Origin of the sequence: Streptomyces sp. PT12 (assembly GCF_003311645.1) — a bacterium.
In the GTDB taxonomy this organism is placed as follows: domain Bacteria; phylum Actinomycetota; class Actinomycetes; order Streptomycetales; family Streptomycetaceae; genus Streptomyces.
The window spans coordinates 81,248-97,337 of sequence record NZ_QEST01000256.1 but is presented as its reverse complement, the minus strand read 5'-3'; the positions used below and the strand labels follow the sequence as shown (position 1 = coordinate 97,337).

At 70.4% G+C, this 16,090-nt stretch carries 14 protein-coding genes; 8 read left to right on the top strand and 6 right to left on the bottom strand.

What is annotated here, in order from left to right:
* Positions 1–14 precede the first annotated feature (14 nt).
* A complete protein-coding gene (locus DEH69_RS27600; protein ID WP_113689705.1) occupies positions 15–1,514 on the bottom strand; it encodes a glycosyltransferase family 87 protein in 1,500 nt (499 codons plus the stop codon).
* A 58-nt stretch (positions 1,515–1,572) separates the two neighbouring features.
* The gene (locus tag DEH69_RS27595; RefSeq protein ID WP_113689704.1) at positions 1,573–4,263 is read right to left on the bottom strand and encodes a transglycosylase domain-containing protein; all 2,691 of its coding nucleotides are present in this window, start codon (positions 4,261–4,263) and stop codon (positions 1,573–1,575) included.
* A gap of 413 nt (positions 4,264–4,676) precedes the next feature.
* On the opposite strand from DEH69_RS27595, the gene DEH69_RS27590 reads away from it, so the two are divergent.
* Both DEH69_RS27590 and DEH69_RS27585 read left to right on the top strand, forming a co-directional pair.
* Positions 4,677–5,315, top strand: coding sequence for a PadR family transcriptional regulator (locus tag DEH69_RS27590; RefSeq protein ID WP_113689703.1), 639 nt, complete (start codon positions 4,677–4,679; stop codon positions 5,313–5,315).
* Between the two features lie 77 nt (positions 5,316–5,392).
* Positions 5,393–6,475 (top strand): inositol-3-phosphate synthase, encoded by a 1,083-nt coding sequence (locus tag DEH69_RS27585; protein ID WP_113689702.1) that lies wholly within the window; start codon positions 5,393–5,395, stop codon positions 6,473–6,475.
* A gap of 123 nt (positions 6,476–6,598) precedes the next feature.
* Here the strand turns inward: DEH69_RS27585 and DEH69_RS27580 are convergent, their stop codons facing one another.
* The 3 genes from DEH69_RS27580 to DEH69_RS27570 form a co-directional block, all read right to left on the bottom strand.
* Complete coding sequence (locus tag DEH69_RS27580; protein ID WP_113689701.1) at positions 6,599–7,630, bottom strand: alanine racemase; 1,032 nt, start codon at positions 7,628–7,630, stop codon at positions 6,599–6,601.
* Between the two features lie 49 nt (positions 7,631–7,679).
* Positions 7,680–8,798 (bottom strand): peptidoglycan bridge formation glycyltransferase FemA/FemB family protein, encoded by a 1,119-nt coding sequence (locus tag DEH69_RS27575; RefSeq protein ID WP_113689700.1) that lies wholly within the window; start codon positions 8,796–8,798, stop codon positions 7,680–7,682.
* A 134-nt stretch (positions 8,799–8,932) separates the two neighbouring features.
* Complete coding sequence (locus DEH69_RS27570) at positions 8,933–9,238, bottom strand: hypothetical protein (protein WP_113689699.1); 306 nt, start codon at positions 9,236–9,238, stop codon at positions 8,933–8,935.
* 221 nt (positions 9,239–9,459) lie between these two features.
* Between DEH69_RS27570 and rpsF the strand changes: the two genes are divergently transcribed.
* The 4 genes from rpsF to rplI all read left to right on the top strand — a co-directional run bounded on the left by rpsF (position 9,460) and on the right by rplI (position 11,188).
* Positions 9,460–9,750: a 30S ribosomal protein S6 gene (gene rpsF / locus DEH69_RS27565; RefSeq protein ID WP_113689698.1), complete on the top strand. Its 291-nt coding sequence runs from the start codon at positions 9,460–9,462 to the stop codon at positions 9,748–9,750.
* 101 nt (positions 9,751–9,851) lie between these two features.
* Complete coding sequence (locus tag DEH69_RS27560) at positions 9,852–10,424, top strand: single-stranded DNA-binding protein (RefSeq protein WP_113689697.1); 573 nt, start codon at positions 9,852–9,854, stop codon at positions 10,422–10,424.
* Between the two features lie 57 nt (positions 10,425–10,481).
* Entirely contained in the window at positions 10,482–10,718 is a 237-nt protein-coding gene (gene rpsR, locus DEH69_RS27555) for a 30S ribosomal protein S18 (RefSeq protein WP_003978893.1), read from the top strand.
* Positions 10,719–10,738: 20 nt separating this feature from the next.
* On the top strand, positions 10,739–11,188 hold the full coding sequence (rplI, locus tag DEH69_RS27550; RefSeq protein WP_113689696.1) for a 50S ribosomal protein L9: 450 nt from the start codon (positions 10,739–10,741) through the stop codon (positions 11,186–11,188).
* Positions 11,189–11,287: 99 nt separating this feature from the next.
* Here the strand turns inward: rplI and DEH69_RS27545 are convergent, their stop codons facing one another.
* Positions 11,288–12,685: an MATE family efflux transporter gene (locus DEH69_RS27545; RefSeq protein WP_113689695.1), complete on the bottom strand. Its 1,398-nt coding sequence runs from the start codon at positions 12,683–12,685 to the stop codon at positions 11,288–11,290.
* 451 nt (positions 12,686–13,136) lie between these two features.
* Here DEH69_RS27545 and dnaB point away from each other — a divergent pair, with 451 nt between their 5' ends.
* Complete coding sequence (gene dnaB, locus DEH69_RS27540; RefSeq protein WP_258535019.1) at positions 13,137–15,473, top strand: replicative DNA helicase; 2,337 nt, start codon at positions 13,137–13,139, stop codon at positions 15,471–15,473.
* A 96-nt stretch (positions 15,474–15,569) separates the two neighbouring features.
* Positions 15,570–16,010: a MarR family winged helix-turn-helix transcriptional regulator gene (locus tag DEH69_RS27535; RefSeq protein ID WP_113689694.1), complete on the top strand. Its 441-nt coding sequence runs from the start codon at positions 15,570–15,572 to the stop codon at positions 16,008–16,010.
* The last annotated feature ends 80 nt before the right edge of the window (positions 16,011–16,090 follow it).

Below are 16,090 nucleotides of genomic sequence, written 5' to 3'. Positions count from 1 at the left end.
CAGGGGTGGGCGCCTCACGTTTCACGTGAAACATGATCCGGTGGCGTCGGCAGCGTGCCGTCGCCGGGGAGTCCCCAGTCGACGAACGCGGTGGGTGCCGGCTGGGGGGTCTGCTTGCGGCGGCGCAGGGCGAAGACATCGGGGGCGCCATCCAGCACGCCGCCCCCGGGGTCGTCGGAGCCGTCGCGCCGGACGGGGTCGTACTCGGGGCGCAGCACATCGCGGATGACCACGCAGCAGAGATAGAGCGTCCCCAACAGATGGAGGATGATGGCCAGTTGGTATCCGCCCGTGGGGAGGCCCTGCTGGTTCTCGCTGTTGAGGAATGCCAGATACATCCAGATGCCCAGGAAGTAGAGCACTTCGCAGCACTGCCAGACGAGGAAGTCGCGCCAGCGGGGGCGGGCGAGGACGGCCAGCGGGATCAGCCAGAGCACATACTGCGGGGAGTAGACCTTGTTGGTGAGGATGAACAGGGCGACCACGAGAAAGGCGAGCTGGGCAAGCCGGGGGCGGCGCGGGGCGGCGAAGCCCAGCAGGGCGATCCCGGCGCAGCCGAGGACCACCAGGCCCGTGGCGTAGGTGTTGACCGATTCGAGCTGGGCGTCGGTGCGCTGGGCGATGATCAGCCAGAGGGAGCCGAAGTCGACGGGGCGTTCCTCGCTGAAGGTGTAGAACTTCGCCCATCCCTCCCGCGCCGCGATCAGCACGGGGAGGTTGACCGCGAGCCACGCGACGATGGTGCCCGCCGTGGCGGTGAGGAACGCGCGCCACCGTCCGGCCCGCCAGCACAGCACGAGCAGGGGGCCAAGAAGCAGGACCGGGTAGAGCTTGGCGGCGGTGGCCAGGCCCAGCAGGATGCCCGCGCCGAACGAGCGGCCGCGGGACCAGAACAGCAGCGCGGCGCAGGTGAGGGCGCCGGCGAGCAGGTCCCAGTTGATCGTGGCCGTCAGGGCCAGGGCCGGGGCGAGGGCGACCAGGAGGCCGTCCCAGGGGCGGTGGCGGTGGATGCGGGTGACGCAGACGGCGATGATCACCGCGCAGATCATGAGGAGCGCGGCGTTGACCAGCCAGTAGGTCTGGGCCGGGCTGGGGTCGGTGGTGCCGCCCGGTGTGAGCCAGGCGGCGACCTCCATGAAGAGACCGGTGAGCACCGGGTATTCGAGGTACTCCATCCCACCGGACACCTCGGCGGGGATGCGGTCGAAGTAGGGGACGAGTCCGTCGGCGAAGCCGCGGCCCTCGTAGAGGTGGGGGATGTCCGAGTAGCACGCGTGGGTGTACTGGGCGGCCGGGCCCTGGAACCAGCCGCTCTCGTAGCAGGGGGCCTTCTGGGCCATGCCCAGGGCGAACATCCCGATCGTCACCAGGGCGATGACCCGCGCCGGCGACCACCAGGGGTGGCCCGAGGCGGCCCGCCGCCCGGTGGGACCGCCGATCAGCTCGCTGCCGGCGGCGGCCACTTCGTCCTGGGCGGTGGGCCTCACGGCCGCTCGCGGAGAGGGATGCGCCATGGGAACATCCTGCCGCACGGGCCCACCGCCGGGGCCTCAGGGCGCGGTCAGGCCCTGTCTAGAACGCCCAGCCGGTGTCCCCCTCGGGGTCGCCCTGCTCGCCGTCCGAGCCCTCGGGATCGCCGGGCTCGCCCGTCGTTCCCTGGGGATTGCCCGGATCGGTGTCGCCGCCCTGCGGGTCGCCGTTCTGTCCGCCCGGGTCCTCGCAGAGCGGGTCGAGCGGCAAGCAGGGATCGGTCGGGTCGTCGGTCGGGTCCTCGGAGGGCGGCGGCGAGCTCTCGGTCGGCTCCTCCGTCGGCTCCTCGGTCTCCGGGGCCTCGGGCTCCTCGGTCTCCACCGGCGGCGGGGGCGGGCTCTCGGCGCCGCCGCCCCAGATGGTCTCGCCGAGCGAGGAGGGCGGGTCGGGGAACTCCTCGACCGGCTCGCCTTCCAGGGCCGCCTGCATAAAGGCGATCCATGCCTCCAGGGGCAGGGAGCTACCGTTGATCCGCTCCGAGCCCGCGGTGTTGAACATGGAGAGGAAGCCCATCTCCTCGTCGCCGACCAGCTCCTCCTCGGAGTCGGCCGAGCGCCACATGCCGATGGCGGTGGACAGCTGGGGTGTGTAGCCGACGAACCACGCGCTCTTGTTGTCGTCGGTGGTGCCGGTCTTGCCTGCCACGGGGCGCTCCAGGACCTGGGCGTCCCTGCCGCTGCCCTCGTCGCCCTCGACCACCCCGGTCAGTACGTCCGTGACGGTGTCGGCCACCGAGGATTCGAACGCCTGTGTGGTCGTGTTCTCGTGCTCCCAGGGAAGGTTCTCCTTGGGGCCCTCGACGCGGGTGACCGAGTAGGGCTCGGCCTGCTCGCCGCCGGCGGCGAAGGTGGCGTAGGCGGAGGCCATCCGGATCGGGCCCGGGGTGGAGACGCCGAGCGCGAACGCGGGCACGGTGTCGTTGGCCGGGCCGAGGCTGTCCTCGTGCAGCCCGGCGTCCATGGCCGCCTGGGCGACCGTCGCAGGGCCGACGTCCATGCCGAGCTGCACAAAGGGCACGTTGGCTGAGACCTCCATGGCCTCCCGCAGCGTGATGTCGCCGTGGTCCCTCTGGAGGAAGTTCTCCTGGTGCCACTCCCCCTCCTCGCCCGATCCCTCCTCCTCGATGACGACGGGCTCGCCGTTGTAGTTGTTGATGCGCTGGCCGTTCTCGGAGTGGTACACGCTCTCGGGGGAGAGCTGCGTCCGCTCCTCGCGGTCCTGCTCCGCGTCGCCCTCGGGGTCGCGGATCCCGTCCCGCAGGGCGGCCGCGAGCACGAACGGCTTGAACGTGGAGCCCACCTGGGCGCGGGGGTTGTCGGCGTTGTTCAGGAAGTGCTCGGTGAAGTCCGTGCCGCCGTAGATGGCCCGGATCGCGCCGTCTCCCGGCACCACCGCGGCCCCGCCGAACTGGACGTGCCGGTCCTCGGCGCGCTCCTCGGGGTCGATGTTCGCCTCGATGACGTCCGCGACGGCGGTCTCCATCTGGTTGACCATGGTCTCGTCGAACGTCGTGTGGATCTGGTAGCCGCCTTTGGCCAGCTCCTCCTCGGTGAGGATTCCCTGGTTGATGACGTATGCCTCGGCGAGGTTGGTGAGGTAGCCGATCTGGCCCGCCATCTCCATGGCCGGGGTTGGGGGGTTGGGGGTGGGGAAGCCCTCGGCGATGATCGCCTCGTGGGCGTCGGGGGCGAGGGTCCCGGTTTCGACGCGGCGGTTGAGGACGTACTCCCAGCGCTCCGTGGCGCGTTGGACGTTCTCCTCGGTGACGACGTCGACCTCGCCGCTGCCGCCCTGGAACGGGTCGTGCAGCGCGGGCCCGTTGAGCAGCGTGGTCAGGAAGGCGCACTCGCTGTCGGTCAGCTCGCCCGCGTCCTTGCCGTAGTACGCCTGGGCGGCGGCCTGGATGCCGATGGCGCCGCGGCCGAAGTCGGAGGTGTTGAGGTAGCCCTCGAGGATCTCCTCCTTGTCGACCTGGGCGCCGACCTTGACCGAGAGCAGCAGCTCGCGCGCCTTGCGCTCCAGCGTCTGCTCCTGGGTCAGATACATGTTCTTGACGTACTGCTGGGTGATGGTCGAGCCCGACTGGGTCTCACCCCCCCTCGCCATGTTGAGCACGGCGCGGCCGATGCCCATCAGGTCGATGCCCGGGTCGTTGTAGAACGTCTCGTTCTCGGCGGCGATCACGGAGTTCTGCATTTCCATGGGGATGTCCGCCAGCTCGAGCGGCTGCCGGTTCACCCGGGACTCGCCCGAGACGACCATCCGCTCGCCGTTCGCCCAGTAGAAGACGTTCGACTGCTGGTTGGCGATGTCGGCCTGGTCGGGGATCTCCGTCATGGCGTAGGCCAGGCCGACGAGGCCGAGCATCAGGGCGAAGAACGTGAGCACCGAGCCCAGCATCTGCCGCCAGGAGGGCAGCCAGCGGCGCATCCCTCGGTACCCCGACCGGGGGTAGTCGATGAAACGCCTCTTGCCCGCCGTCGTGTCCCGTCGGCGCCGCGCCGCCCTGCCACCCCCGTCGGCCGCCGCCGAAGCGCTCGCCGCCCGTCGGCGGCCTCCGCGCTGTGCGGCCCGCCGAGCCTCGGCGCGGCTGCCGTAGGGCCGCTCCTGTGTCGCTCCCGGTGGGTCCTCCGTGCCGGCGGGCGGCACCGGCGGCGGCGCGGCGCGACGGCCGGAGGGCCCCGCGGCTCGGCGGCCCCGGGACTGCGGCTGCTTGCGACGGTGCTCGCTCATGGGACAGCTACTCCTCGGACAGACACAATCGCCTGATGACGGAAGGGACTTCCTGGTGACTCCGGCCCCCCGATGTGCGATCCGTCCACGTGTCCGGGCGCACCTCACCAAGAACGAGGACGCACCTGGGCGTCCTGAGGTTCCCGGTCGCGGTCGTCTGCACGGGCCAAGACTACGCAGCCCTCAATAGCCATCCTTCGCCCCATGATTCACAATTGGTGCATTGCGGCTCCGGCGAAGTGAAGATGTGACCCCCTTCACCGAACCCCCGCTTGCCCGGTCCGGCCGCCCGTTCTATCGTGGCGATGTATCGGACTGATACATCGGTTCAATGCATCGCGGCGGTACGGCATCGCGGCGCAACGGCATGGCAACGGCCATGGCTGCGGCAGAGGGACGGAGGTGGCTTCGGGATGAGCAGGCGCTCGGGTGTCCTGGAGTTCGCCGTCCTCGGCCTGCTGCGCGAGGCGCCCATGCACGGGTATGAGCTGCGCAAGCGGCTCAACAGCTCCCTGGGCGTCTTCAGGGCGTTCAGCTACGGCTCTCTCTACCCCTGCCTCAAGACCCTGGTCGCCCAGGGCTGGCTGGCCGAGGAGCAGGGCGGCGGCGGTGCCGACGATCCGCGCACCCCGCTGACCAACCGCCGGGCGAAGATCGTCTATCGGCTCACCGCCGAGGGCAAGGAGCGCTTCGAGGAGCTGCTGGGCCAGACCGGCCCCGACGCGTGGGAGGACGAGCACTTCGGCGTCCGCTTCGCGTTCTTCGGGCAGACCTCGCGCGATGTGCGGATGCGGGTGCTCGAGGGGCGCCGCAGCCGCCTTGAGGAGCGGCTCGCCAAGATGCGCGCCTCCATGGCCCGCACGCGCGAGAAGCTGGACGCCTACACCCTCGAACTCCAGCGCCACGGAATGGAGTCCGTGGAGCGCGAGGTCCGCTGGCTCAACGAGCTGATCGAGAGCGAGCGGGAGGGCAGGGATCGCGGCGAGCGCCCCGATCCCGAGGGCGTGCGGGAGCGCCACAGGGCCGATCCGTCGGATGGCATCACCACCTGATCACCCGCATCGATCACCTCAATTCGCCCCGCGATGGTGCGGGGTCACGTCGAGAACACACACAGGGAGCAACCGGAATGGGTTCGGTTCGTGTAGCCATCGCCGGCGTGGGCAACTGCGCCGCATCGCTGGTACAGGGCGTCGAGTACTACAAGGACGCCGCCCCGGACAGCCGGGTTCCGGGTCTCATGCACGTCCAGTTCGGCGACTACCACGTCTCCGACATCGAGTTCGTGGCCGCGTTCGACGTCGACGCCAAGAAGGTCGGCATCGACCTGGCCGACGCGATCGGCGCCAGCGAGAACAACACCATCAAGATCTGCGACGTGCCCCCCTCCGGCGTGACCGTCCAGCGCGGCGAGACCCACGACGGCCTCGGCAAGTACTACCGGGAGACCATCGTCGAGTCCGACGAGGACCCCGTGGACGTCGTCCAGGTCCTCAAGGACACCCGCGCCGACGTCCTCGTCTGCTACATGCCGGTCGGCTCGGAGTCGGCGGCGAAGTTCTACGCGCAGTGCGCCATCGACGCCAAGGTCGGCTTCGTCAACGCCCTCCCCGTCTTCATCGCGGGCACCAAGGAGTGGGCCGACAAGTTCACCGAGGCGGGCGTCCCGATCGTCGGCGACGACATCAAGTCCCAGGTGGGCGCGACGATCACGCACCGCGTGATGGCCAAGCTGTTCGAGGACCGCGGCGTCATCCTCGACCGCACCATGCAGCTGAACGTCGGCGGCAACATGGACTTCAAGAACATGCTGGAGCGCGACCGCCTGGAGTCCAAGAAGATCTCCAAGACCCAGGCCGTCACCTCCCAGATCCCCGACCGCGAGCTGGGCGAGAAGAACGTCCACATCGGCCCGTCCGACTACGTGGCCTGGCTGGACGACCGCAAGTGGGCCTATGTCCGGCTCGAGGGCCGCGCGTTCGGCGACGTGCCGCTCAACCTCGAGTACAAGCTGGAGGTCTGGGACTCGCCCAACTCCGCCGGCGTGATCATCGACGCCCTGCGCGCCGCCAAGATCGCCAAGGACCGGGGCATCGGCGGCCCGATCCTCTCCGCGTCGTCGTACTTCATGAAGTCCCCGCCCGTGCAGTACTTCGACGACGTCGCCCGCGACAACGTCGAGAGGTTCATCCGCGGCGAGGTCGAGCGCTGAGAGCGCCTTCGGGCACGGCTCACGCGCCGCACGCGCGACGCGGCACACCTCCACACAGCACAGCGGCGGCAGCCCCGGTCCGGTCCCGGGGCTGCCGCCGTTCCATGATCTCCCGGCGGAGCCCTAGCGATCCACCAGCCGGTCCACCTGCGTCGTGGTGTGCCGCAGGATCGCCTTGAACTCGTCGCCCACCTTGGGCCCCTTGGACTCCGCGGGCACGAACAGGATCGACACCTGCATGTGCGGCGGCTCGGCGAACCAGCGCTGCTTGCCGTCCCAGACGAACGGCGAGAGGTTGCGGTTGACCGTAGCCAGGCTCGCCCGCGCCATCCCCTTGGCCCGCGACGTCATCCCGTGCAGCGCCTTGGGCGCCTCAAGGCCCACGCCGTGCGAGGTGCCCCCTGCCACCACCGCCAACCAGCCGTCGCCCGGCGCCTTCTGCTGCCGGTACCCGAAGCGGTCGCCCTTGCCCACCGGCGTCACGTCGAGCACCGCGCCCCGGTACTCCGTCGCCCCGTGGTCCCCGAGCCACAGCCGCGTCCCGATCCGCGCCCTGAACGTCGTCTGCGGGAACTGCTGCCGCAGCCGCAGCAGTTGCTCCGACGTCAGATGGCTGACGAACATCGTGTCCAGCGGCAGCCGCGCCGCGCGCAGCCGGTCCATCCACTCGATGACCTCCTCCACCGCGTCCGTTCCGTCCGTGCGGTCGAGCGGCAGATGGATCGCGAACCCCTCCAGGCGCACGTCGTCGAGCGCGGCGTGCAGCTTCCCCAGGTCCTGAGGGGCGACGCCATGGCGGCGCATCGTGCTCATCACCTCGACCACGACGCGCGAGCCCACGAGCCCGTAGACGCCGTCCACGGACGAGGCGGAGCGCACGACGCGGTCGGGCAGCGGAACGGGCTCCTCCGTGCGCCGGTACGGCGTCAGCACCAGGATGTCCCCGCTGAAGCGGTCCTTCATGGCCTGGGCCTCGTAGGTCGTGCCCACCGCCAGCATCTCCATGCCGAGCAGCGACACCTCCTCCGCCAGCCGGTCATGGCCGAAGCCGTAGCCGTTGCCCTTGCAGACGGGGACCAGACCGGGGAAGTCGGCGACGATCGACCGCTGGTGCGCCCGCCAGCGGTCGGTGTCGACGTAAAGGGTGAGCGCCATGGCCGAGGAAGCCTTTCTGTTGTGAACCCTGGTGAATCCGAAGGGAGGGTCAGCGTCGTGACATGTAAATGTCGAGCGCCTTGTGCAGCAGCTTGTTGAGCGGGAAGTCCCACTCACCGAGATACTCGGCCGCCTCGCCGCCCGTTCCCACCTTGAACTGGATCAGGCCGAAGAGATGGTCGGTCTCCTCGAGCGAGTCACCGATACCCCGCAGGTCGTACACGTCCGCCTTGAGCGCGTGGGCGTCCTGGAGCATGCGCCACTGCATCGCGTTGGACGGGCGGACCTCGCGCTTGTGGTTGGCGGAGGCACCGTACGAATACCACACATGGCCGCCCACGATCAGCATCGTCGCCGCGGCCACCGCCTCGCCCTCGTGTGTGGCGAAGTACAGGCGCATGCGGTCGGGGTCCTCCGCGTTCAGAACGCGCCACATCCGCTCGAAATACATGAGCGGACGCGGACGGAACTTGTCACGTTCCGCTGTGATCTCATACAGGCGCTGCCACTCCGGCAGATCGTCGAACCCTCCTCTCACGACCTCGACGCCCGCCTTCTCGGCCTTCTTGATGTTGCGCCGCCACAGCTGGTTGAAGCTCTTGTGGATCTCGTCGAGCGACCGCCCGCGCAGCGGGATCTGGAAGACGTAACGCGGCTGCACGTCGCCGAATCCGGCGCCCTCGTCCTCGCCCTGCTGCCAGCCCATCCGGCGCAGCCGGTCCGCGACCTCGAAGGCGCGCGGCTCGATGAACGTCGCCTCCACGTCGCGCAGCCGCTTGGCGTCCGGGCTCTGGATCCCGGCCTTGACCGCGGCGGCGTCCCACCGCCTGATCACCACGGGCGGGCCCATCTTCACGGAGAACGCGCCCTGCCGCTTGAGGTGGTCGAGCATCGGCTTGAGCCACTCGTCGAGGTTGGGCGCGTACCAGTTGATGACCGGGCCCTCGGGGAGATACGCCAAGTAGCGCTTGAGCCGCGGCAGCTGGCGGTAGAGCACCAGGCCCACGCCGACGAGCTGGTCCGTGCGGTCGAACCAGCCGAGCGACTCGGAGCGCCACTCGGCCTTGACGTCGCCCCAGGCAGGCACCTGCATATGGCTGGCCGAGGGCAGCGAGCCGATGTACGCCACATGCTGCTCGCGACTGATGGTCCTCAGGGTCAGGCTCATTCGGGGGGCTCCTCCGGCGTCCGTCGCGGGGTATGGCCGGAAGCCTAACGGCGCGGCCCCTCCCCCGGGACGCCGCGGTGCCGCCGCGGGCCGCGCGCCGCCAGGGCCGCGGGGTGCCCCCGCGGTGGCGGGAGTCAGCCGAGCCAGCCGCCGAAGAGGCCGCCGTGGGCCATCCCGAGATAGAAGCCCGAGCCCGCCGCGCCCAGGCCGAGCACGGTGACGATGCGCTGACCCGTGGTGGCCGAGATCATCTGCGACCAGCCGCCGATCAGCAGGGCGACCAGGCCGACCCAGCTGCTTGTCAGGTAGAGACCGGGCGAAATCGAGGTGGCCGCGGAGACCAGGCCGAGCACGAAGGTGACGACGGCCGCCGTGTTCTGCACCGGGTGCGGCCGCCCGTTGGTGTTCAGCAGACTGATGGGGTTCGTCGTGAGTGCCATGGGTACACCTCCGGCCCGCCGAGTACCCGAGGTGTCCGGGTTGCTACCTCATCGGCCCGGATCCACCCGGATTTCAACGCGGCGGGCCGGTGCGGGTACGGTGTACTCTCCGCGCCCCGCGCGGGCGTCCGACGCCCGCACGGCACCCGCGGAAAGCGCATCACGACCCTCCTGCCACGGATCGCCCGTGGCCGCCGAGTCCGAAGGAGGTGGGTTCTCGCATGCGTCACTACGAGGTGATGGTGATCCTCGACCCCGACCTGGAGGAGCGCGCCGTCGCTCCGCTGATCGAGAGCTTCATGTCCGTCGTCCGCGAGGGCGACGGCAAGGTCGAGAAGATCGACACCTGGGGTCGCCGCCGTCTGGCCTACGAGATCAACAAGAAGCCCGAGGGCATCTACTCCGTGATCGACCTCCAGGCGGCGCCCGACGTCGTCAAGGAGCTCGACCGGCAGATGAACCTGAACGAGTCGGTCATGCGGACGAAGGTCCTCCGCCCGGCCACCCACTGAGCCCGGGGGGCCGGTCAGGTCCCGGGACACCGAGTAGCACTGTCAGTGCCATGCGTCATCATCGCAGCAACAGCAGTTAACCCGCGCCGAGGAGTTCCCCAATGGCAGGCGAGACCGTCATCACGGTCGTCGGCAACCTTGTCGACGATCCCGAGCTGCGCTTCACCCCGTCCGGTGCGGCCGTCGCGAAGTTCCGTGTCGCGTCCACCCCGAGGATCTTCGACCGCCAGACGAACGAGTGGCGGGACGGCGAGAGCCTGTTCCTGACCTGCTCGATCTGGCGCCAGGCGGCGGAGAACGTCGCCGAGTCGCTGACCAAGGGCACCCGCGTCGTCGTGCAAGGGCGCCTCAAGCAGCGCTCGTACGAGGACAGGGACGGCGTCAAGCGCACGGTCTTCGAGCTCGATGTCGAGGAGGTCGGCCCGAGCCTGCGCAACGCGACCGCCAAGGTCACCCGCGCCGCGGGTCGCGGCGGCCAGGGCGGCGGTGGCGGCTGGGGTGGTGGCGGCGGCCAGGGCGGTGGCGGTCCGCAGGGCGGCGCCCCGGCGGGCGACCCCTGGGCGACCGGCGCTCCCGCGGGTGGCGGTGGCGGTGGCGGCGGGGCGCAGGGCAGCGGCGGTGGCGGCTGGGGCGGAGGCTCCGGTGGCGGCTACTCGGACGAGCCGCCCTTCTGACGGGCGCGCTCGGCACAGCACGCACTTCTTTGTGAATCATCGAGAGAGACAGACACCATGGCGAAGCCGCCTGCGCGCAAGCCGAAGAAGAAGGTTTGCGTCTTCTGCAAGGAGAAGATCTCCTACGTCGACTACAAGGACACGAACCTGCTGCGGAAGTTCATTTCCGACCGCGGCAAGATCCGTGCCCGCCGGGTCACCGGCAACTGCACCCAGCACCAGCGTGATGTCGCGACGGCCGTGAAGAACAGCCGTGAGATGGCGCTGCTGCCCTACACCTCGACCGCTCGCTAGGAGAGGGTGACCACAGCGTCATGAAGATCATCCTGACTGGTGAGGTCGCCGGGCTCGGCACGGCCGGTGACGTCGTCGAGGTGAAGGACGGGTACGCCCGCAACTATCTGCTGCCCCGCGGTGCCGCGATCCGCTGGACCAAGGGCGGCCAGAAGGACGTCGAGCAGATCCGCCGAGGCCGCAAGATCCGCGAGATCGCCACGATCGAGCAGGCCAACGACGTCAAGTCGCAGATCGAGGGCGTGACCGTGCGCCTGAAGGTCCGCGCCGGGTCCGGCGGCCGCCTCTTCGGCTCCGTCACCCCGGCCGACATCGTCTCGGCGGTGAAGACCGCGGGCGGGCCCGACGTGGACAAGCGCCGCATCGAGCTGACGACCCCGATCAAGAGCCTGGGCACGCACCGGATCTCCGTCCGGCTGCACCCCGAGGTGGTGGCCAACGTCGGCGTCCACGTCGAGTCGGCCAAGTAACGGCGGGTAGCGCTCGGCGGCGGCCCGTGATGGGCCCGCACGCCGAGCGCGTTCCGCACCGGGGCCATTCCACGTCGGCGCGGTCCTCCCGGTCCCGTGTCAGGCGCGGACGGCCCCGGTGACGACCCAGCGGCCCGTTCGGGCCCGCAGCCCGAGGGTCACCAGGCGGGCGGTCATCATCAGCCCGGCGATCGCCCACCACAGTGCGGTGACGCCGCCCCCGAGCGTCGGCACGAGCAGCGCGGCGGGCACGAAAAGAGCGAGCGTCAGCAGCATCGCCCGGGCCAGGTAGGGGCCGTCGCCCGCGCCCATCAGCACCCCGTCGAGCACGAACACCACGCCAGCGATCGGCTGCGTCACGGCGATCACCCAGAGCACGGGCAGGAGTTGGTCGCGCACCTCGGGGTCCCCGGTGAACAGCCGCAGGATCAGCGGCCCGGCCGCGACCACGAGCACGGCGAGCACCGCGCCCGAGGCCACGCCCCACCACACCATGCGGCGGCAGGCGGCCCGCGCGCCCTCGGCGTCGTTCGCGCCGAGGCAGCGGCCGATGATGGCCTGGCCCGCTATGGCGATGGCGTCGAGGCCGAAGGCCAGCAGCGTCCACAGGGTGAGCGCGATCTGGTGGGCCGCGATGTCGGTGTCCCCGAGGCGGGCGGCGACGGCGGTGGCGATCAGCAGGATCCCGCGCAGCGACAGGGTGCGCACGAGCAGGGGCACCCCGGCCCGCGCGCCTGCGACGATCCCGGCCCTGCTGGGGCGGAGCACCGCGCCATGGGTCCTGGCGCCGCGGACGACGACCACGAGATAGACGGCGGCCATGCCCCACTGGGCCAGCACCGTGCCCCAGGCCGAGCCGGCGATCCCGGCGTCGAGGCCGTAGATGAAGAGGGCGTTCAGGGCGACGTTGGCGGTGAAGCCGCCGATGGCGACGACGAGCGGGGTGCGGGTGTCCTGGAGGCCCCGCAGCACGCCGGTCGCCGCGAGGACGACGAGCATCGCGGGGATGCCCAGGGTGCTGATCCGCAGATAGGTGACGGCGTGCGGGGCCGCGGTGGCCGAGGCGCCGAATGCCTCCACCAGCGCGGGCGCGGTGGGGACGACCGTGACGAGAAGGGCGGCGCCGAGCAGGATCGCGAGCCATATGCCGTCCATGCCCTGCCGGATGGCGGCGGCGTGGTCGCGGGCTCCGACGCTGCGGGCGACCGCGGCGGTGGTGGCGTAGGCGAGGAAGACGAAGACGTTGACGAACGTGGTCAGCAGCGCGGCGGCCACCCCGAGCCCCGCGAGCTGCGGGGTGCCGAGGTGGCCGATCATGGCGCTGTCGGCCATGAGGAAAAGCGGCTCGGCGACGAGCGAGCCGAGGGCGGGGAGGGCGAGGGCGAGGATCTCGCGGTCCTGCGCGCGCCGGGCCCGCCTGCGCGCGCCCCGGTCGTCGGCGGGCTCGGCGGGACCTTCGCGGCCTGTCGGGGCGGTGGCCGGTGACGCTGGGGACATGGCTCGATCCAAACATCCACAGGTAATGGATGCAAGGCTTACTGAGTCCTTACTCGACCGGGGGTGCGGTGTGATGTTCTGCGGGCGTTGTCGTGATCTCGGCGATGCGCAACGGCGGCTGTCGCTCCGTCATATGCGCGGGGAAAACGGCAGGTCAACACGGGTGTGAGCGGACGGGGACCGAGGGACCACGGGGCGTGTCCCGACGTTCGTCCACAGATGCGCCCTCGTCATCCACAGGGTGTGATCTGAAATCCACATAGCCTGTGGATAACTTGGGTTGGCCCTCCCCCCGCGGCCCCGTACCGTAGGCCCCGCCCGGTGCGGAATGTCAGAGCTGTGGCGTAGGAAAGAGACGGAGCGCGGCGGTTGGAGCCGGGAGGAGGCGGGGTCGGTGTCCGATCTCGACGAGCACGCTGGACCCTGGGACGGACCGGGCGAGGGCGACCGGCTGCCGGTATCGAGGCCCCGCAGGGAGATGGGGCCGAGCGACCCCGAGCGGGCGGCGTTCGAGCGGCTGCCCCCGCAGGACCTGGCCGCCGAGCAGTCCGTGCTCGGGGGCATGCTGCTCTCCAAGGACGCCATCGCGGACGTCGTGGAGGTGCTGCGCGGGGCCGACTTCTACAAGCCCGCGCACGAGACGATCTACGGCGCGATCCTCGACCTCTACGCCAAGGGTGAGCCCGCCGACCCGATCACCATCTCGGCCGAGCTGACCAAGCGGGGCGAGCTGGCCAAGGTGGGCGGCGCGGGGTATGTGCACTCGCTCGTCCACATGGTCCCGACCGCGGCCAACGCCGAGTACTACGCGGAGATCGTGCACGACCGCGCGGTGCTGCGCCGCCTGGTCCAGGCGGGCACCCGGATCACGCAGATGGGATACGCCTCGGACGGCGACGTCGACGACATCGTCAACGCCGCGCAGGCCGAGGTCTACGCCGTCACCGAGCAGCGCACGACCGAGGACTACCTACCGCTCGGCGAGATCATGGAGGGCACGCTCGACGAGATCGAGGCCATCAGCAACCGCAGCGGCGAAATGACCGGGGTGCCCACGGGGTTCACCGACCTCGACTCGCTGACCAACGGTCTGCACCCGGGCCAGATGATCGTCATCGCGGCCCGCCCGGCCATGGGCAAGGCGCTGGCGCTCGACACCCCGCTGCCCACCCCGACCGGGTGGACCACCATGAGGGAGGTGCGTCCAGGCGACCACCTGCTCGACGCGTCGGGTAAGCCGACGCGGGTCGTGGCCGCCACCGACGTGATGACGGGGCGACCGTGCTTCGAGGTCGTGTTCGACGACGGCACGGCGGTCATCGCGGACGCGGATCACCAGTGGCTCACCGACACGCGCGCTTCGCGCGGGGCGGCCCAGGCGGCCGTCGTCGATCGCGAGGAGCAACGGCGCCGGGGCGTCCTCGCGTCGGTGAAGACCACCAAGGAGATCGCCGAGACGCTGCACTGCCACACGGTCGGCGCGCGCCCGAACCACTCCGTGCGGACCGCGGCTCCGCTCGACCTTCCGCACCAGGATCTCCCCATCCCGCCGTTCGTCCTGGGCAGGTGGCTCGGCGGCGGCCACGGCGACGCCGCCAGGATCACCCCGGCCGTTCCCGAGATCGCCCGGCGCATCGCCGACGACGGCTTCGAGAAGCACATTCCCCAGATCTACCTGCGCGGCTCCATCGCCCAGCGGAGGGAGCTGCTCGCCGGGCTGCTGGACACCGATGGCACGGTCACGGACACCGGCTCTGTGCGGTTCGCGGTCACCGACAAGGCTCTTGCCGAGGGGTTCCGCGAGCTGGTCACCAGCCTCGGCTATCGCTCCGTCGTGCGGACGAAGCCGGTCACAGGGCGTTCCGAGCGGTCGTCCACCGTGTACCTCGTCACGTTCACGCCAACTGACGAGGTGTTCGGGGCCGAGCGCAAGCGGCGCGCGCTCGCGGAGGGCGGGCGCCCCGCCACTCCCGGGCCGCGGCAGCGGTTCATCACCGACGTGCGCGAGGTCGCGAGCGTCCCGGTCCGCTGTGTCCAGGTGGACAACCCTGACCACCTGTACCTGGCCACCCGATCGATGATCCCCACGCACAACTCCACCCTCGCCCTGGACTTCGCGCGCGCCTGCTCGATCAAGCACAAGCTGCCGAGCGTCATCTTCTCGCTCGAGATGGGCCGGAACGAAATCGCGATGCGACTGCTCTCGGCCGAGGCGCGCGTGGCGCTGCACCACATGCGGTCGGGCAGCATGACGGACGAGGACTGGAACCGACTGGCCCGCCAGATGGCCGAGGTGAACGAGGCACCGCTCTACATCGACGACTCGCCCAACCTGTCGATGATGGAGATCCGCGCCAAGTGCCGTCGGCTGCGCCAGCGGAACGCTTTGCAGCTCGTCATCATCGACTATCTCCAGCTGATGCAGACCGGCGGCAGCAGGCGCCCCGAGTCCAGGCAGCAGGAGGTCTCGGAGATGTCGCGGAACCTGAAGCTGCTGGCCAAGGAGCTCGAGGTGCCGGTGGTGGCGCTCTCCCAGCTGAACCGAGGCCCTGAGCAGCGGACCGATAAGAAGCCGATGATCTCCGATCTCCGTGAGTCGGGTTCGATCGAGCAGGATGCCGACATGGTCATCCTGTTGCACCGGGAGGACGCGTACGAGAAGGAGTCGCCCCGGGCGGGGGAGGCGGACCTGATCGTGGCGAAGCACCGCAACGGCCCGACGGCCACGATCACCGTGGCGTTCCAGGGCCACTACTCACGCTTCGTCAACATGGAGGGCGGTTTCTGAGCCCGATGAGCCCGATGAGCCCGATGAGCCCGATGAGCTCGATGGCCTGCTGACCTGGTCATCTCGCCCTGGCGCGGGGGTTGTTAGGGTCGGGGCATGGGTTCGGCGGATGATCGTATTCCGGTTCGCCTGCTGGAGGCGCCGAGCTGGCTCCTGGCGCAGGTCGCGACGCACGCGGGGCGGGTGGTGGGTGAGGCGTTCGCCGGGGTGGGCGGTCGCAGGTATCACTACGCGCTGCTGGCGGCGCTGGTGGAGTTCGGCCCGGCGAGCCAGGCCGCGCTGGCGCGCCGGTGCGGCATCGACCGGAGCGACGTAGTGGCCGCGCTGAACGAGATGTCCGCCGCGGGCCTGGTGATCCGCGCCCCCGACAGCGGTGACCGCAGGCGCAACGTCATCACCCCGACCGACGAGGGCAGGGCGTCCCTGGCCCAGGCCGACGCGGCCCTCGCCACGGCCCACGGCGCGCTGCTCGACCCCCTGACGGAGGAGGAACGGGCGACACTCGTCCGGCTGTTGGGCCGCCTGGTGGCGTCGTGAGGGGTGAGGCGTCGGCCGCGGCGGGCGGCCGGTGTCCGCGGGGAGGCGCCGGTCATCCCGCTCGCGGCGGCCGCCGCGGT